We start from the raw sequence: 19,634 nt of genomic DNA on the forward strand, positions 1-19,634 counted from the left end.
CCCCGGGGCTTCCGCCCGGGCCGCACTGCGCGGTCCCGCGACCACCCGGACCCGCCCGGGGCCTACGCTGAACGTATGAGCAAGCAGAGCGGACGCGGGCGCGTGGCAGGCCTTCCTGAATGGGACCGCTGCGCGGTCATGGGAGTCGTGAACGTGACCCCTGACTCCTTCTCCGACGGAGGCCGCTGGTTCGACACCACCGCGGCCGTCAAGCACGGCCTCGCCCTGGTCGCCGAGGGCGCCGACCTGGTCGACGTCGGCGGCGAGTCCACCCGCCCCGGCGCCACCCGCGTCGACGAGGCCGAGGAACTCAAGCGCGTCATCCCCGTCGTCCGCGGCCTCGCCTCCGAGGGCGTCACGATCTCCGTCGACACCATGCGCGCGTCCGTCGCCGAACAGGCCCTCGCGGCCGGCGCCGCCCTCGTCAACGACGTCAGCGGCGGCCTCGCCGACCCCGCGATGATCCCGGTCGTCGCGGACTCCGGCGCCCCCTTCGTCGTCATGCACTGGCGCGGCTTCCTGGCGGGCGGCAACGTCAAGGGCGTCTACGACGATGTCGTCACCGAGGTCGTCGACGAACTGCACGCACGCGTGGAGGCCGTTCTGGCCGGCGGCATCGCCCCCGACCGCGTCGTCGTCGACCCCGGCCTCGGCTTCTCCAAGGACGCCGAGCACGACCTCGTCCTCCTCGCCCACCTCGACCAGCTGCTCGGCCTCGGCCACCCGCTGCTCGTCGCCGCCTCCCGCAAGCGCTTCCTCGGCCGGGTCCTGGCCGGCCCGCAGGGCGCGCCGCCGCCCGCGCGCGAGCGCGACGCGGCCACGGCCGCCGTCTCCGCGCTCGCGGCGCACGCCGGCGCATGGGCGGTGCGCGTGCACGAGGTACGCGCCACGGCGGACGCGGTACGGGTCGCACGCGCCGTCGAGGGAGCGCGCGACATCACGCACGCGCCGGGCGGGCACCCCGACCCGAGCAACCCGCCGCACCACCCGGAGCCGGGCGCGCACACCCTCGAGCGGGGTGCGCACTCCCCCGAAGGAGCCTGGTGAGCGCCCCACACACTGACGTCGAGCAGGTGGAAGCCGCGAACACCGCCTTCTACGAGGCGATGGAGCGCGGCGACTTCGAGGAACTGTCCTCCCTCTGGCTCACCCCGGCCGACCTCGGCGTCGACGAGACGTACCACGACCCGGCCGACGTCGGCGTGATCTCCTGCGTACACCCCGGCTGGCCGGTACTGACCGGCCGCGGCGAGGTCCTCAGGTCGTACGCCCTGATCATGGCGAACACCGACTACATCCAGTTCTTCCTCACCGACGTGCATGTCTCCGTCACCGGCGACACCGCGCTCGTCACCTGCACCGAGAACATCCTCAGCGGCGGCCCCGCCCCCGAGGGCAGCGAGGAGCTCGGCCCGCTCGTCGGCCAGCTCGTCGTCGCCACCAACGTCTTCCGCCGTACCCCGGGCGGCTGGAAACTCTGGTCCCACCACGCCTCCCCCGTTCTGGCCGAAACCGACGAGGAAGAAAGCGACGACACACCCACATGAGTGGGTAGACGCCCCACAGGAAACGCTCGCAGGGACCAACAAGTGGTTGGCATCACGTAGCTCCGGGTAGGGGCGGCTACCAACCCATGAGCCGCCGGGTTCCCCAGGGGAAACACGCGATGAAACCTCCTGACCCCGGCGCGGGCCCATGCCCCGTGGAACGGCCCTGTCAGTGCCCGCAGGTAGATTCGTTCGAGGCCGGTGTGCCGCCCGCACACGGCACGAACCGGCCGCTACCGACGATTGCAGGAGTGATTCGCGTGGATCGTGTCGCGCTGAGCGGCCTGAAGGCCCGCGGGCACCACGGTGTGTTCCCCAAGGAGCGCGAGGAGGGCCAGACCTTCATCGTGGACCTCGTGCTGGGCCTGGACACCCGGCTGGCCGCCGCCGACGACGACCTGGCGAAGACCGTGCACTACGGCATCGTGGCCGAGGAGGTCGTGGCCGTCGTGGAGGGCGAGCCCGTCAACCTCATCGAGACCCTCGCCGAGCGCATCGCCCAGGCCTGTCTCAAGCACGAAGGGGTCCAGGAGGTCGAGGTCCGCGTCCACAAACCCGACGCGCCGATCACGGTCCCCTTCGACGACGTGACCGTCACCATCACCCGGAGCCGAGTATGACCGCGTTCTTCACCCAGGGTCACAGCGACCCGACCGTACAGCCGGTACCCGCCTCCGTCGTCGAGAAGGTCGACGCCGCCGACACCACCCTGCACAACCCGCAGCGAGCCGTGATCTCCCTCGGCTCAAACCTCGGCAACCGCCTGGAGACCCTCCAGGGCGCCATCGACGCGCTGGAGGACACCCCCGGCCTCCGGGTCAAGGCCGTCTCCCCCGTCTACGAGACGGAGCCCTGGGGCGTGGAGCCGGGCAGCCAGCCGTCCTACTTCAACGCGGTCGTCGTCCTGAAGACCACGCTGCCCCCGTCGTCCCTCCTGGAGCGGGCACAGGCGGTCGAGGAGGCCTTCCACCGCGTCCGGGACGGACGCTGGGGCCCGCGCACCCTCGACGTCGACATCGTCGCCTACGCCGACGTCGTCTCCGACGACCCGGCCCTGACCCTCCCCCACCCGCGGGCCCACGAGCGCGCCTTCGTCCTCGCCCCCTGGCACGACGTGGAGCCCGAGGCCCAGCTGCCCGGCCGGGGCGCGGTCGCCGACCTGCTCGGCACCGTCACCCGAGAAGGCGTCTCCCCCCGTGGGGACCTGGAACTCCGACTGCCCGAGTAGTCGTTAAGGTCAACGCGACCACAGTCCGTGGGAGCCCGGGGGAGCTGAAGGGACACCGTGAGAGAGCTGCGCATCAGGGTGCTGGCAGGCGTGTTCGTCGTGGCCGGGATCCTGTCCTGGGCGGGCGCCCGCCTCTGGAACTCGATCGGGACCCTTCCGAGCGTCCCCCTGGCCGCCCCCATCGTCCTCGCCCTGATCGCCGCGGTCCTGCTGGCCACCGCGCTCTCGCTGCGCGCCCGCCTCAAGGCCCAGCGCGAGCGCCGCCCCGGCGCCAAGGGCGTCGACCCTCTGATGGCGGCCCGCGCGGTCGTCTTCGGACAGGCCAGCGCCCTGGTCGCGGCCCTGGTCGCCGGCATGTACGGCGGCACAGGCGCCTTCCTTCTGGAAGTCCTGGACACCCCGGCCCGCCGCGACCAGGCCATCTACGCCGGCTTCTCGGTCGTCGCAGGCATCGCCGTCATAGCGGCGGCCATCTTCCTGGAGCGAGTCTGCAAACTCCCGGAGGACGACGAACACAACGGCGCGGGCGCGGCCCCGGCGGCGTGAGGCGCCGCGGCGTCAGCGCGCCATGATCAGGCTCATCGCCTCGTTGCGCGTGGCCGCGTCCCGCAGCTGACCGCGCACCGCGGAGGTGAGGGTCTTCGCGCCGGGCTTGCGGATGCCCCGCATCGACATGCACATGTGCTCGCACTCCACGACGACGATCACGCCCCGCGGCTCCAGGATCTCCATCAGGGAGTCCGCGATCTGGGTGGTGAGTCGTTCCTGCACCTGCGGACGGCGGGCGTAGACATCGACGAGCCGGGCCAGCTTGGACAGCCCGGTGATCTTGCCGGTGGTGGCCGGGATGTACCCGACGTGCGCCACCCCCCGGAACGGCACCAGATGGTGCTCACATGTGCTGTACACCTCGATGTCCTTCACGAGCACCATCTCGTCGTGCCCGATGTCGAACGTCGTCGTCAGCACATCCTCGGGCTTCTGCCACAGCCCCGCGAATATCTCCTTGTACGCCCTGGCCACCCGCCCCGGCGTCTCCCTCAAACCCTCCCGGTCCGGATCCTCGCCGACCGCGATCAGCAGTTCGCGTACGGCGTTCTCGGCGCGCTTCTCGTCGAACTCGCCGATGCGGCCCTCGCCGTCCAGCGTCACGGGGTCGGTCATGTGGTGCCTCGTTCCTGTGCGGGTGGCGCGTGTGGGTCACGCGTCTGAACTGCGGACATACGACGATGCCGCGCCCCCCAGGCTAAAACCAGGGGGACGCGGCATCCATTCCGGGCCCGGTGAGGTCACCGGGGCCCGGCTCAGCTCTCCGGGCGCTCCTCGGGAGCGGGCTCCGGGACGGGCTCCGTCACCGTGGACTTGGCGGTGGTGATCGCCGGAGTCGCGCCGTTGGCGCCGTTCGTCAGTGCGAGCTCCTTGGGGGAGAGCACCGGCGGACGCGTGGACGGGGTACGGCGGGAGGAGCCGGTCCAGGCGGGCCGGGGCGGGCGCTTGACGATGGTGGCGAAGATCTCGGCGATCTCCTCCTTGCCCAGCGTCTCCCTCTCCAGCAGCGCGAGAACGAGGTTGTCGAGGACGTCGCGGTTCTCGACCAGGATCTCCCAGGCCTCGTTGTGCGCCGTCTCGATGAGTTTCTTGACCTCTTCGTCGACCAGCGCGGCGACCTCTTCCGAGTAGTCCCGCTGGTGACCCATCTCACGTCCGAGGAAGGGCTCGGTGTTGTCGCCACCGAACTTGATCGCACCGAGACGCTCGGTCATGCCGTACTGCGTGACCATCGCGCGGGCCGTTGCGGTGGCCTTCTCGATGTCGTTCGCGGCACCCGTGGTCGGGTCGTGGAAGACCAGTTCCTCCGCCGCACGGCCGCCCAGCATGTACGCGAGCTGGTCCAGCATTTCGTTGCGGGTCGTGGAGTACTTGTCTTCGTCCGGCAGGACCATCGTGTAGCCGAGAGCGCGGCCTCTCGACAGGATCGTGATCTTGTGGACCGGGTCGGAGTTCGGGGAGGCCGCCGCGACCAGGGCGTGGCCGCCCTCGTGGTACGCGGTGATCTTCTTTTCCTTGTCCGACATGATCCGGGTCCGCTTCTGCGGGCCCGCCACGACGCGGTCGATGGCCTCGTCGAGCATGTGGTTGTCGATCAGCTTCTTGTCCGAGCGGGCCGTCAGCAGGGCGGCCTCGTTCAGGACGTTGGACAGATCGGCACCCGTGAAGCCCGGCGTACGGCGGGCGACCGCCGACAGGTCGACGTCCGGGGCGACCGGCTTGCCCTTCTGGTGAACCTTGAGGATCTCCAGACGGCCCTGCATGTCCGGGCGGTCGACCGCGATCTGGCGGTCGAAGCGGCCGGGGCGCAGGAGGGCCGGGTCGAGGATGTCGGGGCGGTTCGTGGCGGCGATCAGGATGACGCCGCCCTTCACGTCGAAGCCGTCCATCTCGACGAGCAGCTGGTTCAGGGTCTGCTCGCGCTCGTCGTGACCGCCGCCGAGGCCGGCGCCGCGATGGCGGCCGACCGCGTCGATCTCGTCGACGAAGACGATCGCCGGGGCGTTCGCCTTGGCCTGCTCGAACAGGTCACGGACTCGGGAGGCACCGACACCGACGAACATCTCGACGAAGTCGGAACCGGAGATCGAGTAGAACGGCACGCCGGCCTCGCCCGCGACGGCGCGCGCGAGCAGGGTCTTGCCGGTGCCGGGAGGGCCGTACAGGAGTACGCCCTTGGGAATCTTGGCGCCGACGGCCTGGAACTTGGCGGGCTCCTGGAGGAATTCCTTGATCTCCTGGAGTTCCTCGACCGCCTCGTCCGAGCCGGCGACGTCCGAGAACGTCGTCTTGGGGGTGTCCTTGGTGATGAGCTTGGCCTTGGACTTCCCGAAGTTCATGACTCGGGAGCCGCCGCCCTGCATCTGGTTCATCAGGAACAGGAACACGACCACGATGAGAACGAAGGGGAGCAGCGAGAGCAGGATGCTCACGAAGGCGTTCTGCTTCGTCGGCGAGACCGTGTAGCCGTCCGGGATCTGCTTGTCCGCGTACTTGGTCTGCAGGGTGTTCGCCAGGTTCACACCCTGGTCGCCGATGTAGCTCGCCTGGATCTTCGAGCTGTCCTCGATCTTTTCGCCGTCCTTGAGCTGGACCTTGATGGTCTGCTCGTCGCCGGTGGTCAGCTTGGCCGACTCGACCTTGTTGTCATTGATCGCCTGGACGACCTGGCCGGTGTCCACCGTCTTGTAGCCACCGGACGAGCCGACGACCTGCATCAACACGACCACGGCAAGGACGGCCAGCACGATCCACATGACCGGCCCACGGAAGTATCGCTTCACGTCCATCCATACGGAGCGGTGTCGCCCCGTCCCTCCTGCCATAGTGAGTTTGATAAGACAGTTCTTCTGACGGTACCCCAGCATTGTGGCCCGAAGCCGCACGGGAGAGCTGACGAACCCGTCTGCATGCTCCAACGGCGCGAGACCCGCCGGGGTTCCCGATCGTCCTACAGGGCTTGGGCCGTCTGGCTCAGCCGCCGTAGACGTGGGGCGCGAGCGTACCGACGAACGGGAGGTTGCGGTACTTCTCGGCGTAGTCGAGGCCGTAGCCGACGACGAACTCGTTCGGGATGTCGAAGCCGACCCACTCGACGTCGATGGCGACCTTGGCGGCGTCCGGCTTGCGCAGCAGGGTGCAGACCTTGAGCGACTCGGGCTCGCGGGAGCCGAGGTTGGACAGCAGCCAGGACAGGGTCAGCCCGGAGTCGATGATGTCCTCGACGATCAGGACGTGCTTGCCCTTGATGTCGGTGTCGAGGTCCTTCAGGATCCGCACCACGCCGGAGGACTGGGTGCCCGCGCCGTAGGAGGACACGGCCATCCAGTCCATGGTGACGGGGGTGGACAGCGCCCGGGCGAGGTCCGCCATCACCATCACCGCGCCCTTGAGGACGCCGACGATGAGCAGGTCCTTGCCCGCGTACTCCGCGTCGATCTTCGCGGCCAGCTCAGCCAGCTTCGCGTCGATCTCTTCCTTGGTGATGAGCACCTGCCGAAGGTCGGCACCCATGTCTTTCGCGTCCACCCGCATCACTTTCGGTCGTCCCACCGGCCGTCCGCCCCCTTGGAGGGGGTAAGGATTCAGCCTTGCCGAATCACCAGTCTGCCACCCTGGCGCCGGGCCACGACTTTGCCGGGGAGATTGATGGCCCCCTGGCCGCGCCATCCGGTGATCAGACGGTCGACTTCCTCGATGTGCCGGGCGAACAGCGAACCGGCGGGAGCGCCCGCCTCGATGGCGGCTCGGCGCAGGATCCGGCGGCGTACGGCGGGCGGGAGGGCGTAGAGCTTGGCGCACTCCAGCAGGCCGGCGGCGTCACGGACCGAGGCCTCGGCCTGGCCGGCCCAGGCGTCGAGGGCGTCGGCATCGTCGCGGGACAGCTGGGCCGTACGGGCGAGGGCCTCGACGACGCCCTTGCCGAGGGCCTTCTCCAGGGCGGGCAGGCCTTCGTGGCGCAGGCGGGAGCGGGTGTAGGCGGGGTCGGCGTTGTGGGGGTCGTCCCAGACGGGGAGGGACTGGACCATGCAGGCCCTGCGGGCGGTCTGCCGGTCGAGTTCCAGGAAGGGGCGTCGGTAACGGCCGCCGGCCCCCGAGACCGCGGCCATTCCGGACAGGGAGCGGATGCCGGAGCCGCGGGCGAGGCCGAGCAGGACGGTTTCGGCCTGGTCGTCGCGGGTGTGGCCGAGCAGGATCGCGGCGGCGCCGTGGCGCTGGGCGGCGGCGTCGAGCGCGGCGTAGCGGGCGTCGCGGGCGGCGGCCTCGGGTCCGCCTTCGCGGCCGACGGTGACGGCGGTGGACTCGACCGGGTCGAGGCCGAGTTCACGCAGGCGCAGGACGACTTCTTCGGCGCGCAGGTCGGAGCCGGGCTGCAGGCCGTGGTCGACGGTGATGCCGCCCGCGCGGATGCCGAGTTTGGGGGCCTCGAAGGCGAGGGCGGAGGCGAGGGCCATGGAGTCGGCGCCGCCGGAGCACGCCACGAGCACGAGCGGCGACGGCGGGCGCTCGTGCGGGATCTGCTCAGCAGGGGTCTGATGGTCGTTGAGGATGTCGTGGAGGACGCGGCGGACCGCCAGGCGTATCGCCGCGACCGCAGGATGGGGACCCATGTCCGGTTCCCTTCATGAAGTTTTCGGGGGGTGAGCCCGAGGTTCGGTCACTCAGAGTGTGTAGATGGTGACAGAACCGGGCGGTTCCCCGAGCATTGCACGCCTGTCCATGGCTCACGGTCCCTCGGACGGGTGATTGAAGGGGCGTTCGCCTGCCGTCGGCCGGATTCGTTTCACGACCCTCCCCTGGGGCTCACGACTCGGCCTTGCGGTGCACCCGCGCGACCCAGTCCGCCGGTTTGGCGATCTCCGCCTTGGTCGGGAGGGTGTTCGGGGAGGTCCACACGCGGTTGAAGCCGTCCATGCCGACCTGGTCGACGACGGCCCGCACAAAGCGTTCGCCGTCGCGGTACTGCCGGAGTTTGGCGTCCAGGCCGAGCAGCTTGCGCAGGGCCATGTCCAGGCGGGAGGCCCCCTTGGCGCGGCGCTGCTGGAACTTCTCTCGGATCTCCGCGACGGACGGCACGACCGCCGGTCCCACGCCGTCCATGACGAAGTCGGCGTGGCCCTCCAGGAGGGACATCACGGCGGTGAGGCGGCCGAGGATCTCGCGCTGGGCCGGGGTCTGCACGATCTCGACGAAGGAGCGTCCGCCGTCGTCCTCCTCGGCCTCGGGCCGGCCCCCGGCGAGGGACTGCGCGGCCTCGCGGATGCGTTCCAGCACGGTCATGGGGTCGACGTCGGTCTCCCCCAAGAAAGACTGGATTTCGCCCTCCAGGTGGTCTCTCAGCCAGGGCACGGCGGTGAACTGGGTGCGGTGGGTCTCCTCGTGCAGGCACACCCACAGGCGGAAGTCGTGGGGCTGGACGTCGAGTTCGCGTTCGACGTGGACGATGTTGGGCGCGACGAGCAGGAGTCGGCCGCCGCCGCCGGCGCCGGCGGGCAGTTCGCGGGTGGCGGGGGCGAAGGTCTCGTACTGGCCGAGGACGCGGGAGGCCAGGAACGACAGCAGCATGCCGAGTTCGACGCCGGTCACCTTGCCACCGACGGCGCCGAGGACCGCGCCGCCGGGGGTGCTGGTGCGGCGTTCCTGCATCTTGTCGAGCAGCGGTTTGAGCAGTTCCCGGAAGCCGGCGACGTTGGCGCGGACCCAGCCGGGCCGGTCGACGACCAGGACGGGGGTGTCGTGGGTCTCCTCGGTGCCCAGACGAGTGAAGCCCCGGACGTGTTCCTCCGAGGCCTTGGCGTGCCGGCGCAGCTCGGCGACGACGGCGCGGGCCTCGTCGCGGCTGACCTCGGGGCCCGGCCGCATCAGCCGGGTCGCGGTCGCCACCGCGAGATTCCAGTCGACCATCCCAGGAGTTGCCGCACCACCGATGCTCGTCATGCGTCAACCGTACGTGAGCGCTCGCGCTGGGGGCAGGGCGTCGGGGTCGGCAGGGGGACGGCTAACCGCAGCCGCAGGCCGCCAGCGCCGTCGCCGTCGCGTCCAGGGCCGACTGCGCCGCCCCCGGATCCGTCGTGCCGTTCGCCAGGAACGCGAAGGCCAACAGATGGCCGTCCTGGTCCACGACCGTTCCCGCAAGGGCGTTCACCCCGCTCAGGGTGCCGGTTTTCGCTCGTACGATGCCGGCCGCGCCGTCCGTGTAGCGGCTGGTCAGGGTGCCGGTGAAGCCCGCGATGGGCAGCCCGGTGAGGATGGGGCGGAGTTCGGGGTAGGCGGGGTCGCCGGACTTGGCCAGCAGCGTGGTGAGCAGGGCGGCGGTGAGGCGGTCGTCGCGGTTCAGGCCGCTGCCGTCCTTGAAGTCGGCCCCGGTGACGGGGAGTCCGAGCTTCTTGAGTTCGGCGCGGATCGCGCGGCCCGCTCCGCCGAAGTCGGGGCGTTCGCCGGTGGCGACGGCGGTCTGGCGGGCGAGGGCCTCGGCGATGTCGTTGTCGCTGTTGGTGAGCATGCGTTCGACGAGGGCCGACAGCGGCGGGGATGCGACCTCGGCGAGGGTCTCGGCGCGGCCGGTCGCCTTGGAGGGGCCCGGGGAGGTGGTCTTGACGCCGTGGCCCCCGAGCAGGTCCGCGAAGGTGCGGGCCGCCTCCGCCGCGGGGTCCGCCGCGCGGGGCGCGGGGCCGCTGGTGGAGTCGTCGGTGCGGGCCTCGTCGGCCATGAGGGCGCTGACCCGGGCGAGGTTGTCGTTGACCCCGATCGGGTGGGCCTCGTCGCCCGCGTAGAGCGTGACGTCGTACGACAGCGTCACCTCGCGCACTCCGTCCTTCTTCAGGGCGGTGGCGGTGTCCTCGGCGAGGGTGCGCAGGCTCGCCCAGCCCTCGGCGTCCTCGCGGGCGGTGAGTGTGGGGTCGCCGCCGCCGACCAGGACGAGTTCCTTGGTGTCGGGTTCCAGGGCGGTGCGGGTGGTGAGGCGGTGGTCGGGGCCGAGGGCGGACAGGGCCGCGGCGGCGGTGGCGATCTTCGTGGTGGAGGCGGGGGTGAGCGCGGTGTCGGCGCCGACGCCGTACAGGCGCTTGCCCGAGGTCACGGCCACGACGACGGCGGCGCGGCGGGCGCCGAGCGCGGGGTCGTCCAGGAGCGGGTCCAGGACGCCGGCCAGGGCCTTTCCGCCGGGCACGGACTTCACCCGGCCGGCCGAGCCGCCGAGGCCGCCGAGGACGGATGCGGCGCTGGGTGCGGGGTCGGGCGCCTTGGCCGCCGTAGCGGAATCAGGACCGTGATCTGCGCCACCCGTGCGCCCCTGGGCGGCTGCCAGGTCCCGCTCGGCCGTACGCTGACCGGAGGAGTCCCAGGGACCGGCGGCGGTCACCACACCCACGGCCAGTGCAAGGCCCGCGGTGGCGGCGCCGGCGGTGTACTGCCAGGTCTTCGGCCTTGTGACCTGCGACGAGACGGCTCGGCCGAGCCGTGCGAGACGCGGTCGCGCTGCTGTGGCGGCCCGTGCGAGACGCGGTCGTAGGGCGTCCGCGATCCGCGTCACACGCGGTTTCGCGGCCTGCCAAGGCCTCAGCTCTGGCACGACCACCAGCCCCTTTCGCGATCACACACCTGCGTGAGGGACACTTAACCACCAGAACTATGTGTTGATCATGGAGGAGCCACCGGTGGAGTTCGACGTCACGATCGAGATTCCGAAGGGTTCGCGGAACAAGTACGAGGTGGACCACGAGACCGGTCGGATCCGCCTGGACCGTCGCCTCTTCACCTCGACCAGCTACCCGGCCGACTACGGCTTCGTCGAGAACACCCTCGGCGAGGACGGCGACCCGCTGGACGCCCTGGTCATCCTGGACGAGCCGACCTTCCCGGGCTGCCTCATCCAGTGCCGCGCGATCGGCATGTTCCGGATGACGGACGAGGCCGGCGGCGACGACAAGCTGCTGTGCGTGCCGGCGCACGACCCGCGCGTGGAGCACCTGCGCGACATTCACCACGTGTCGGAGTTCGACCGCCTGGAGATCCAGCACTTCTTCGAGGTCTACAAGGACCTGGAGCCCGGCAAGTCCGTCGAGGGCGCCGACTGGGTGGGCCGTACCGAGGCCGAGGCCGAGATCGAGCGGTCCTACAAGCGCTTCAAGGACCAGGGCGGCCACTGAGCCCCGAGTCCCCTGACGGGCCGCACGCGTACGCGTGCGGCTCGTTTTCTTTGAGTGCGCATACTGAGGCCTACGGAATGCGTCGTACAGGGAGCGCTGCGCAAGTGACGGACGCGGAGGACCGCAAGCCGCAGTCGGACGAGGCGACCGGCACGTTCGACCCCGAGATCACATCCGAGTTCGCCATTCCCCAGGGGCTCGCCGTACCGAAGACGGGCGGTGAGGCGGAGACGACGTCCGAGTTCGCCCTCCCGGACGGTCTTGACGCGCCGCCAGGCCCTGCTGCCGCCGAGCCGGAGGGGTCGGCGTTCAGTCTGCCGAGGACCTATCACGCCAAGGACGCGCCGCCCGCGTTCACTCCGGCGACCGGGGTGCCTGCGGTCAGCCTGACCAAGAACGTGCCCTGGCAGGACCGCATGCGCACGATGCTGCGCATGCCGGTGGCCGAGCGGCCCGCTCCGGAGCGGATCCACAAGACCGAGGAGGAGGGTCCGGCCGTCCCGCGCGTGCTCGACCTGACCCTGCGTATCGGTGAGCTGCTGCTGGCGGGCGGGGAGGGCGCGGAGGACGTCGAGGCGGCGATGTTCGCGGTCTGCCGGTCGTACGGTCTGGACCGCTGCGAGCCGAACGTCACCTTCACGCTGCTGTCGATCTCCTACCAGCCCTCGCTGGTGGACGATCCGGTGACGGCTTCGCGGACCGTACGGCGGCGCGGGACCGACTACACGCGGCTCGCGGCCGTGTTCCGGCTGGTGGACGACCTCAGCGACCCGGAGAGCCATATCTCCCTGGAGGAGGCCTACCGGCGGCTCGCGGAGATCCGGCGTAACCGGCACCCGTATCCGACCTGGGTGCTGACCTCGGCGAGCGGGCTGCTGGCCGGTGCGGCCTCGGTGCTGGTCGGTGGTGATGTGATCGTGTTCATCGCCGCCGCGATCGGCGCGATGCTCGGCGACCGGCTGGCGTGGCTGTGCGCGGGGCGGGGGCTGCCGGAGTTCTACCAGTTCACGGTGGCCGCGATGCCTCCGGCCGCGATAGGTGTCGCGCTGAACCTCGCGCACGTGGATGCGAAGGCGTCCGCCGTGATCACCGGTGGGCTGTTCGCGCTGCTGCCCGGGCGGGCGCTGGTGGCGGGTGTGCAGGACGGTCTGACCGGGTTCTACATCACCGCCGCCGCGCGTCTGCTGGAGGTCATGTACTTCTTCGTGGGGATCGTCGTCGGAGTGCTGATCATCCTGTACTTCGGCGTGAACCTGGGCGCCGAGCTGAATCCGGACGCGGCGCTCAGCGTCTCCGAGCGGCCCTACTGGCAGATCGGCGCGTCGATGCTGCTGTCGCTGACCTTCGCGGTGCTGCTGCAGCAGGAACGGTCCACCGTGCTGGCGGTGACCCTGAACGGCGGCGTCGCGTGGGTGGTGTACGGCGCCATGCACTACGCGGGCGGTCTGTCCCCGGTCGCCTCCACGGCCGTGGCGGCGGGTCTTGTGGGGCTGTTCGGGCAGTTGCTGTCGCGGTACCGGTTCGCTTCGGCGCTGCCGTACACCACCGCGGCCATCGGGCCCCTGCTGCCGGGATCGGCCACGTACTTCGGGTTGTTGTCCATCGCTCAGAACAAGGTGGACAAGGGGTTGGTGTCCTTGGCGACGGCGGCTTCACTGGCCATGGCCATCGCCATCGGGGTGAATCTGGGGTCGGAGATCTCGCGGCTGTTCCTGCGGATTCCCGGTGGGGCCGGGGAGGGGCGCAAGGCCGCGAAGCGGACTCGGGGGTTCTGAGCGCCTGTTGGGGCGGGGGGTGCTGTCCCCGCGCCCCTCAGGGGGTTCTAGGGGGTGTTTTGAAAGTCCCGCACAGCACCCACGGCGCCCGGCACGCACCCTCGCCGCACCGGCCAAAGACCCAAGTACGTCCAGTACGAGGGCCTTCGTCCGGCACGCCGAGGGCACGCACCGAACACCGCGGGCACCGCACAGGACTTTCAAAACACCCCCTAGTAGCCCTGGTTGTACGGGTACTGGTCGTTCTGCTGACCGCCGTACTGCTGCTGATTGCCGTACTGCTGGGGATACTGCTGGGCGTAGGGCTGCTGCTGGTGGCCGTAGTACTGCTGCTGGGGCGGCTGGTCCGTGGGGTCGATGCGGCGGAGCTGGGTGGTGGCGTCGTCCATCGTCGGGGGCTGGGCGGCCGGGGGCTGGACCGCCGCCGCTCGCTTCTTCTTGGAGCGCTCGCGCAGGTATTCGACGATGATCGGGACGACCGAGACGAAGACGATCAGGATGAGGATCGCCTCGACATTGGTCTTGATGAAGTCGATCTGGCCGAGCCAGTAGCCGGCGAGGGTGAGTCCGGTGCCCCAGGCGATGCCGCCGATGATGTTGTACGTCAGGAAGGTGCGGTACTTCATACGGCCGGCGCCCGCCACGATGGGCGCGAAGGTGCGCACGATCGGCACGAAGCGGGCCAGGACGATCGCCTTCGGGCCGTACTTCTCCATGAACTCGTGTGCCTTCTCCAGGTTCTCCTGTTTGAAGAGCTTGGAGTTGGGGCGGTTGAACAGCTTCGGCCCGAAGAACTTGCCGATCATGTAGCCGACCTGGTCACCGATGACGGCGGCGAGGACGATCAGGGTGCAGACCAGCCACAGGGGCTGGGTGATGTAGGTCCCCTCGGCCACGAAGAGGCCCGCCGTGAACAGCAGCGAGTCACCGGGCAGGAACGCGAAGAGGCCGGACTCGGCGAAGACGATCAGCAGAATGCCGGGCAGGCTGAAGGTCTCGATCAGATAGTCCGGGCTGAGCCACTCAGGGCTGAGCGCAAGCGTGGTCACGGGTCCGTGGCTCCTGCGGGGGTGGGGCGGGCGGGGGCTGGTTGCTAAACGTACCAACGCGGCACTACTACCAACGCACCGCTGGAGCCCCAGGTTCCATGGGCGCGCACAGGATGCCCTTTGCGGCGGCTCGGGCAAAGCTGTGAACCATGGGCATTGAAGAGTACGGCGGCGGACAGGGCCCTCAGCCCGACGTCCTGGTGGTCACCACGAACGACGTACCAGGTCACCGGGTCCAGGAGGTCATCGGTGAGGTCTTCGGGTTGACGGTGCGCTCCCGGCATCTGGGCAGCCAGATCGGAGCGGGGCTGAAGTCGATGGTCGGCGGTGAGCTCAAGGGGCTCACCAAGACGCTCGTGCAGACCCGCAACCAGGCCATGGAGCGGTTGGTGGAGCAGGCACGCGCGCGTGGGGCCAACGGGGTGCTGGCGTTCCGGTTCGATGTGACGGACGCCGCCGATGTGGGCACCGAGGTGTGCGCCTACGGGACGGCCGTGGTCCTGGCCCGGGAGTAGGGCTCCCGGGCCATGTGTCACGCGGTGCGGCGGGCGGCGTTCGCCTTGATCGCGTCCCTCAGGTGTTCGGCCAGGCCCGGGTGCATGGCGTCGTAGAACGCCTTGAAGCGCTCGTCGGAGACGTACATGTCGCCGAAGCAGAGGTGCATCTCGTAAGCGACCTCGAAGTAGTACCTGCTGATGTGCTGCCGGTGTTCCTCGGCGAGGTCCATGGCCGCCTCGCCGGAGGGCTGCTCGCCGGCCGCCACGAGTGCCGCGTACCGCTCGCCCCAGTCGTCGACCTCCGCCTGAATGCGCTTCCAGGCCTCCTTGGTGTACGTCGCGGCGCGGCGCTGGGACTCGACGTACGCCTCGGTGTTGCCCCAGCGCGCCTCCGCCTCCTCGCGGTACTGCTCCGGGTCCTTGTCGCCGAAGACCTCGAAGCGCTCCTCGGGCGTGAGATTGATCCCCATCGTGCGTGCCTCCATGGCCTGCTCCACGGCCTCCGCCATCTTCTGCAGCTTCTCGATCCGGGCGGTCAGCAGTTCGTGCTGGCGGCGCAGATGCGCCCGCGGGTCGGTGTCCGGATCGTCGAGCAGGGCGGCGACCTCGTCGAGCGGGAAGCCGAGCTCCCGGTAGAACAGGATCTGCTGCAGCCGGTCGAGGTCGCCGTCGCTGTAGCGCCGGTGGCCCGCATGGCTGCGCTCGCCGGGGACGAGCAGGCCGATGTCGTCGTAATGGTGCAGCGTGCGCACCGTCACTCCGGCGAAGCCCGCGACCTGTCCCACGGAGTAGCTCACTTCGTCCGCTCCCTTCTCGGTACGCACTCCACGGTGAATCCTCACGCCACGTGAGGTGCAAGCCCATTCGTTATGCCGGGTTTGAGTGGTTTGCCCGCCTATCGTGTGCCCGTGGCTCAGGACTCCGCGCCGCAGGCGCCCGCCGTTCCGGCGACCCCGGCACGCGCCCTGCTGCCGCTGATCCTCCCCGCGCTGGTGGTGGGCGTGGGTGCCGCCCTGCTCCTCCTCGGAGTGAGCGAGGCGGCCGAGTCCTTGCAGGACGTGCTCTGGCAGGACGTGCCCGACGCGCTCGGCGTGGGCCGCTACTCGGTGCTGTGGATGCTGGTCATGCTGACCGCGACCGGGGTGGCCGTCGGCCTCGTGGTGTGGAAGGCGCCCGGGCACGCCGGCCCCGATCCGGCCACCACCGGTCTGGACGCTCCGGTATTGCCGCCCGCAGTGCTGCCCGGACTGCTGCTGGCGACCGCCCTGATGCTCGCGGGCGGGCCGAGCCTCGGCCCGGAGAACCCGATCATCGCCGTCAATGTCGGGCTCGCCCTCTGGTTCGGGCGCCGCTTCCTGCCCCGGGCGCCGGGCGGGCTGTGGGCGGTGCTGGCGGAAGCGGCCACGATCGGCGCGCTGTTCGGTACGCCGGTGGCGGCGGCGCTGGTGATCTCGGAGGCGCTGGCCGGGCGGCAGATCAAGGGCGCGCTGTGGGACAACGTCTTCGCTCCGCTCATCGCGGCCGCCGCCGGGGCGATCACCACCACGCTGGTGGCCCAACCGACCTTCGACCTGGGTCTTCCCGCCTTCGGTCACCCCGGCTGGGGCGACCTGGCGGCGGCGTTGGTGATCGCGTCGGCGGGCGCGGTGCTCGGTATGGCCGCCGTGTACGCCTTCCCGTACGTCCACGCCGCCTTCGCCCGGCTGCGGCACCCGATGCTCATGCTTCCACTGGGCGGGCTCGTCCTGGGGCTGCTGGCGGCCCTGGGCGGGCATCTGACGCTCTTCAAGGGGCTGGAGGAGGTCGGGGAGCTGGCGGCCGATCCCGACGGCTGGTCGGCCGGCGAGTTCGCGGGGATGGCGGTGGTGAAACTGGCCGCCCTGGTCGTCGCCGCCTGCTGCGGCTTCCGCGGCGGGCGGATCTTCCCGTCCGTGTTCGTCGGGGTCGCTCTCGGTCTGAGCGCCCACGCGCTGGTGTCGGACGTCCATCCGGCGGTCGGGGTCTCGGCGGCCGTCCTCGGAGTGCTGCTCGCCGTCACCCGGCAGGGCTGGGTGAGCTTGTTCGTCGCCGCCGTCCTGGTGTCCTCCGCCGACGTCATCGCGCTGCTGTGCGTCGCGTCCCTGCCGGCCTGGCTGCTGGTGACCGGGCGCCCGCAGATGCAGTTGCGCGAGGACGGCACCCCGGTCCGCTGAACCCCCCGATCCACCAGGAGACTTCCATGGCACTGCACAAAGGACCCGACCGGCCCGACGACCGCCCCGTGGCCGTCAACCCCTTCTACGGGCAGGCCGATCCGGTCAGCGGCATGACCGATGCGCCACCCCAGCACCGGCTCCCGGACAGCCCGGTGCCGCCGATGACGGCATACCAGCTCGTCCACGACGAACTGATGCTGGACGGCAATGCCCGGCTGAATCTGGCCACCTTCGTCACCACCTGGATGGAGCCGCAGGCCGGGGTGCTGATGGCGGAGTGCCGGGACAAGAACATGATCGACAAGGACGAGTACCCGCGCACCGCCGAACTGGAGCGGCGCTGTGTGGCGATGCTCGCCGACCTGTGGAACGCGCCCGATCCGGCCGCCGCAGTGGGCTGTTCGACGACCGGTTCCAGCGAGGCGTGCATGCTCGCCGGGATGGCGCTCAAGCGCCGGTGGAGCAAGCGGAACACGGGCGAGCGCCCGAATCTCGTCATGGGTGTCAACGTCCAGGTCTGCTGGGACAAGTTCTGCACCTTCTGGGAGGTGGAGCCCCGCCAGGTCCCCATGGAGGGCGGCCGATACCACCTCGACCCCCAGGCGGCGGCCGAGCTGTGCGACGAGAACACCATCGGGGTCGTGGGCATCCTCGGCTCCACCTTCGACGGGTCCTACGAACCCATCGCCGACCTGTGCGCCGCCCTGGACGCCCTCCAGGAGCGCACCGGACTCGACATCCCGGTGCATGTGGACGGCGCCTCGGGCGCGATGGTCGCGCCCTTCCTCGACGAGGACCTGGTGTGGGACTTCCGCCTCCCGCGCGTGGCCTCGATCAACACCTCCGGGCACAAGTACGGACTGGTCTACCCGGGCGTCGGCTGGGCGCTGTGGCGCGACAAGGCGGCGCTGCCCGAGGAACTCGTCTTCCGCGTGAACTACCTGGGCGGCGACATGCCGACCTTCGCGCTGAACTTCTCCCGCCCCGGCGCCCAGGTCGTCGCGCAGTACTACACCTTCCTGCGGCTGGGCCGCGAGGGCTACCGGGCTGTGCAACGGGCCTCCCGGGACGTCGCGAGCCGTCTCGCCGAGCAGATCCAGTCCCTCGGCGACTTCGAACTGCTCACCCGGGGCGACCAGTTGCCCGTCTTCGCCTTCACGACGGCGCCCGAGGTGAAGGCGTACGACGTCTTCGACGTCTCGCGCAGGCTGCGTGAGCACGGCTGGCTGGTGCCCGCGTACACCTTCCCGCCGAACCGGGAGGACCTGTCCGTGCTGCGGGTGGTGTGCCGCAACGGGTTCTCGACGGACCTCGCCGCGCTGCTCATGGAGGACCTTCAGAGACTGCTGCCGGAGCTGCGGCGACAGCCGCATCCCTTGGGGGGCGACGCGGCCCAGGCGACCGCCTTCCATCACTGACCCCCTGACGCCGGGCCACCCAGAGCGAACTCGTGCCATCGCACCCCGTCGGCCGATATGCGGTACCGGCCGCTGCCGGAGCTGTCGTTCCACAGCCAGCCGAGCGGGGTGCGGGTCGTGGAGCCCGACGGGGCGCGGCCGCCGCCGTCCGAGCGGAAGGTGCGGGCGCCGTCGGTGCTGTGCCAGACGCCGCTCTCGCCGTACACCGTGACGGTGCCGTCGGCGGCCACGACGAGGTCGCCGAGGATCGACAGGGGTTCGACGCCCTTGCGGTAGGCCCAGACGCGGGTCCAGGTGCGGCCGCCGTCAGTGCTGGTGTGGATGGCGTGCAGGCCGTTCTTCACCTCCTCGTCCATGAGCTGGCCCGGCTGGGCGGCGTACAGTCGGTCCGGGCCGGCGACCACGCGGAAGCCCCCGCTGTCCTTCCCGGGCTCGGTCATACGGGTCACCTCCCAGGTACGGCCGCGGTCCTCGCTCCTGGCCAGCGCCGGGCGGCCGGAGTCGTCCTCGCCGGAGACGAAGAGCGCGTCTTCGGCCACGTCGCCGGAGGGCGCGAGGATGCCTTTCAGGGGCGGTTGCCGCTCCAGGACGCGGTGTTCCCCGGTGTCGGGCAGGACGACGAGGAGACGGTTGCGGGCGCAGGAGCTGAGGTCGGACTCCAGCTCCAGGCACTCGTCGGTCATGAGGGCGCCCTCGGGGACGGTCGCCGTACGGCCCGTCGGCGCGGTCGAACCCCGCTTCCAGGTACGGCCGTTGTCCCGCGTGAACCAGGTCGGGGCGGGCCGGCGCCAGTCCTCGCTCTGGTCGATGATGACGGCGCGGCCCGGCCCGAGGACGGTCAGACCGGCGGTGATGCCCAGGTCACCGGTGACGTCCGGCAGCGGTGACGTGGCCAGGCGCCAGCGCCGGGCGTCCTTGTCGAGGACGGCCACATGCTGCTCGCACCGCGTCTCGGTGCACTGCGCGAGCAGGGCGAAGCCGGAGCCGTCGGCGGCGAAGCCCGGGCTGTGGGACCAGCCGGGGAGGCCAACAGCGGACGGTATGCGCGGCGGCTGCACTCCAGCCGCTGTGGTGGGGGACGGCGCTGCAGAGTTTCCCGCGCGCTCGCCCGTCGCCCCCGCGCCGCACGCGGTCGGCAACAGAAGCAGCACCGCCCCGAGCAGCAGCGCCCTCGGCCCGTGAAATCTCATGGAATCCCCCGATCTGCGATGGCCAGCAGCCGATTGCTA

Annotated in this window: 19 protein-coding genes; 10 read left to right on the plus strand and 9 right to left on the minus strand. The window is 70.5% G+C overall.

Features of this window, described 5'->3' with window-relative positions:
- Nucleotides 1-75: 75 nt before the first annotated feature.
- The 5 genes from folP to RMT89_RS15380 all read left to right on the plus strand — a co-directional run bounded on the left by folP (nt 76) and on the right by RMT89_RS15380 (nt 3,321).
- Nucleotides 76-1,047, plus strand: coding sequence for a dihydropteroate synthase (folP, locus tag RMT89_RS15360; RefSeq protein ID WP_315884315.1), 972 nt, complete (start codon nt 76-78; stop codon nt 1,045-1,047).
- Entirely contained in the window at nt 1,044-1,547 is a 504-nt protein-coding gene (locus RMT89_RS15365) for a nuclear transport factor 2 family protein (protein WP_315884316.1), read from the plus strand. Before folP ends, RMT89_RS15365 begins: the two co-directional genes overlap by 4 nt.
- Before the next feature lie 260 nt (nt 1,548-1,807).
- A complete protein-coding gene (gene folB, locus RMT89_RS15370; RefSeq protein WP_315884317.1) occupies nt 1,808-2,167 on the plus strand; it encodes a dihydroneopterin aldolase in 360 nt (119 codons plus the stop codon).
- Entirely contained in the window at nt 2,164-2,775 is a 612-nt protein-coding gene (gene folK / locus RMT89_RS15375) for a 2-amino-4-hydroxy-6-hydroxymethyldihydropteridine diphosphokinase (protein ID WP_315884318.1), read from the plus strand. The genes folB and folK overlap by 4 nt, the downstream gene beginning before the upstream one ends.
- A 57-nt stretch (nt 2,776-2,832) precedes the next feature.
- On the plus strand, nt 2,833-3,321 hold the full coding sequence (locus tag RMT89_RS15380; RefSeq protein WP_315884319.1) for a DUF3180 domain-containing protein: 489 nt from the start codon (nt 2,833-2,835) through the stop codon (nt 3,319-3,321).
- Between the two features lie 12 nt (nt 3,322-3,333).
- On the opposite strand, the gene folE is transcribed toward RMT89_RS15380, so the two are convergent.
- From folE to dacB, 6 genes are all read right to left on the minus strand, one after another.
- The gene (gene folE / locus RMT89_RS15385) at nt 3,334-3,939 is read right to left on the minus strand and encodes a GTP cyclohydrolase I FolE (protein WP_315884320.1); all 606 of its coding nucleotides are present in this window, start codon (nt 3,937-3,939) and stop codon (nt 3,334-3,336) included.
- Between the two features lie 140 nt (nt 3,940-4,079).
- The gene (ftsH, locus tag RMT89_RS15390; RefSeq protein ID WP_315884321.1) at nt 4,080-6,113 is read right to left on the minus strand and encodes an ATP-dependent zinc metalloprotease FtsH; all 2,034 of its coding nucleotides are present in this window, start codon (nt 6,111-6,113) and stop codon (nt 4,080-4,082) included.
- Nucleotides 6,114-6,297: 184 nt separating this feature from the next.
- Nucleotides 6,298-6,858 carry a hypoxanthine phosphoribosyltransferase gene (gene hpt / locus RMT89_RS15395; RefSeq protein ID WP_315884362.1) on the minus strand — a complete coding sequence of 187 codons (561 nt, stop codon included), beginning with the start codon at nt 6,856-6,858 and terminating at the stop codon, nt 6,298-6,300.
- A 50-nt stretch (nt 6,859-6,908) separates the two neighbouring features.
- A complete protein-coding gene (gene tilS / locus RMT89_RS15400; RefSeq protein WP_315884322.1) occupies nt 6,909-7,934 on the minus strand; it encodes a tRNA lysidine(34) synthetase TilS in 1,026 nt (341 codons plus the stop codon).
- A gap of 193 nt (nt 7,935-8,127) precedes the next feature.
- Nucleotides 8,128-9,261: a zinc-dependent metalloprotease gene (locus tag RMT89_RS15405; protein ID WP_315884323.1), complete on the minus strand. Its 1,134-nt coding sequence runs from the start codon at nt 9,259-9,261 to the stop codon at nt 8,128-8,130.
- A gap of 61 nt (nt 9,262-9,322) precedes the next feature.
- Nucleotides 9,323-10,900: a D-alanyl-D-alanine carboxypeptidase/D-alanyl-D-alanine-endopeptidase gene (dacB, locus tag RMT89_RS15410; protein ID WP_315884324.1), complete on the minus strand. Its 1,578-nt coding sequence runs from the start codon at nt 10,898-10,900 to the stop codon at nt 9,323-9,325.
- 79 nt (nt 10,901-10,979) lie between these two features.
- Between dacB and RMT89_RS15415 the strand changes: the two genes are divergently transcribed.
- Nucleotides 10,980-11,471: an inorganic diphosphatase gene (locus RMT89_RS15415; RefSeq protein ID WP_030599677.1), complete on the plus strand. Its 492-nt coding sequence runs from the start codon at nt 10,980-10,982 to the stop codon at nt 11,469-11,471.
- Between the two features lie 104 nt (nt 11,472-11,575).
- Entirely contained in the window at nt 11,576-13,246 is a 1,671-nt protein-coding gene (locus RMT89_RS15420) for a threonine/serine exporter family protein (protein ID WP_315884325.1), read from the plus strand.
- Between the two features lie 212 nt (nt 13,247-13,458).
- On the opposite strand, the gene RMT89_RS15425 is transcribed toward RMT89_RS15420, so the two are convergent.
- Complete coding sequence (locus RMT89_RS15425; RefSeq protein ID WP_315884326.1) at nt 13,459-14,295, minus strand: VTT domain-containing protein; 837 nt, start codon at nt 14,293-14,295, stop codon at nt 13,459-13,461.
- Between the two features lie 149 nt (nt 14,296-14,444).
- Here RMT89_RS15425 and RMT89_RS15430 point away from each other — a divergent pair, with 149 nt between their 5' ends.
- Complete coding sequence (locus RMT89_RS15430) at nt 14,445-14,810, plus strand: YbjQ family protein (protein WP_315884327.1); 366 nt, start codon at nt 14,445-14,447, stop codon at nt 14,808-14,810.
- Nucleotides 14,811-14,827: 17 nt separating this feature from the next.
- Here RMT89_RS15430 and RMT89_RS15435 read toward each other — a convergent pair whose 3' ends face one another.
- Nucleotides 14,828-15,589, minus strand: a complete 762-nt coding sequence (locus tag RMT89_RS15435) for a MerR family transcriptional regulator (protein ID WP_315884328.1) — start codon at nt 15,587-15,589, stop codon at nt 14,828-14,830.
- A gap of 111 nt (nt 15,590-15,700) precedes the next feature.
- Here RMT89_RS15435 and RMT89_RS15440 point away from each other — a divergent pair, with 111 nt between their 5' ends.
- Nucleotides 15,701-16,984 carry an ion channel protein gene (locus tag RMT89_RS15440; RefSeq protein ID WP_315884329.1) on the plus strand — a complete coding sequence of 428 codons (1,284 nt, stop codon included), beginning with the start codon at nt 15,701-15,703 and terminating at the stop codon, nt 16,982-16,984.
- 26 nt (nt 16,985-17,010) lie between these two features.
- A complete protein-coding gene (locus tag RMT89_RS15445) occupies nt 17,011-18,405 on the plus strand; it encodes a glutamate decarboxylase (RefSeq protein ID WP_315884330.1) in 1,395 nt (464 codons plus the stop codon).
- Here RMT89_RS15445 and RMT89_RS15450 read toward each other — a convergent pair.
- Nucleotides 18,399-19,595: a sialidase family protein gene (locus RMT89_RS15450; protein WP_315884331.1), complete on the minus strand. Its 1,197-nt coding sequence runs from the start codon at nt 19,593-19,595 to the stop codon at nt 18,399-18,401. The two genes, RMT89_RS15445 and RMT89_RS15450, sit on opposite strands and share 7 nt — an antisense overlap.
- Between the last annotated feature and the right edge of the window lie 39 nt (nt 19,596-19,634).

Source organism: Streptomyces sp. P17 (assembly GCF_032436805.1).
Taxonomy (GTDB): Bacteria; Actinomycetota; Actinomycetes; order Streptomycetales; family Streptomycetaceae; genus Streptomyces.

What these genes read in the sequence shown, in the direction of transcription:
- tilS (WP_315884322.1), bottom strand. Translation starts at nt 7,934, where the DNA reads ATGGGTCCCCATCCTGCGGTCGCGGCGATACGCCTGGCGGTCCGCCGC.
- RMT89_RS15430 (WP_315884327.1), top strand. Translation starts at nt 14,445, where the DNA reads ATGGGCATTGAAGAGTACGGCGGCGGACAGGGCCCTCAGCCCGACGTC.
- folE (WP_315884320.1), bottom strand. Translation starts at nt 3,939, where the DNA reads ATGACCGACCCCGTGACGCTGGACGGCGAGGGCCGCATCGGCGAGTTC.
- RMT89_RS15405 (WP_315884323.1), bottom strand. Translation starts at nt 9,261, where the DNA reads ATGACGAGCATCGGTGGTGCGGCAACTCCTGGGATGGTCGACTGGAAT.
- ftsH (WP_315884321.1), bottom strand. Translation starts at nt 6,113, where the DNA reads ATGGACGTGAAGCGATACTTCCGTGGGCCGGTCATGTGGATCGTGCTG.
- folK (WP_315884318.1), top strand. Translation starts at nt 2,164, where the DNA reads ATGACCGCGTTCTTCACCCAGGGTCACAGCGACCCGACCGTACAGCCG.
- RMT89_RS15450 (WP_315884331.1), bottom strand. Translation starts at nt 19,595, where the DNA reads ATGAGATTTCACGGGCCGAGGGCGCTGCTGCTCGGGGCGGTGCTGCTT.
- hpt (WP_315884362.1), bottom strand. Translation starts at nt 6,858, where the DNA reads ATGCGGGTGGACGCGAAAGACATGGGTGCCGACCTTCGGCAGGTGCTC.
- RMT89_RS15445 (WP_315884330.1), top strand. Translation starts at nt 17,011, where the DNA reads ATGGCACTGCACAAAGGACCCGACCGGCCCGACGACCGCCCCGTGGCC.
- folP (WP_315884315.1), top strand. Translation starts at nt 76, where the DNA reads ATGAGCAAGCAGAGCGGACGCGGGCGCGTGGCAGGCCTTCCTGAATGG.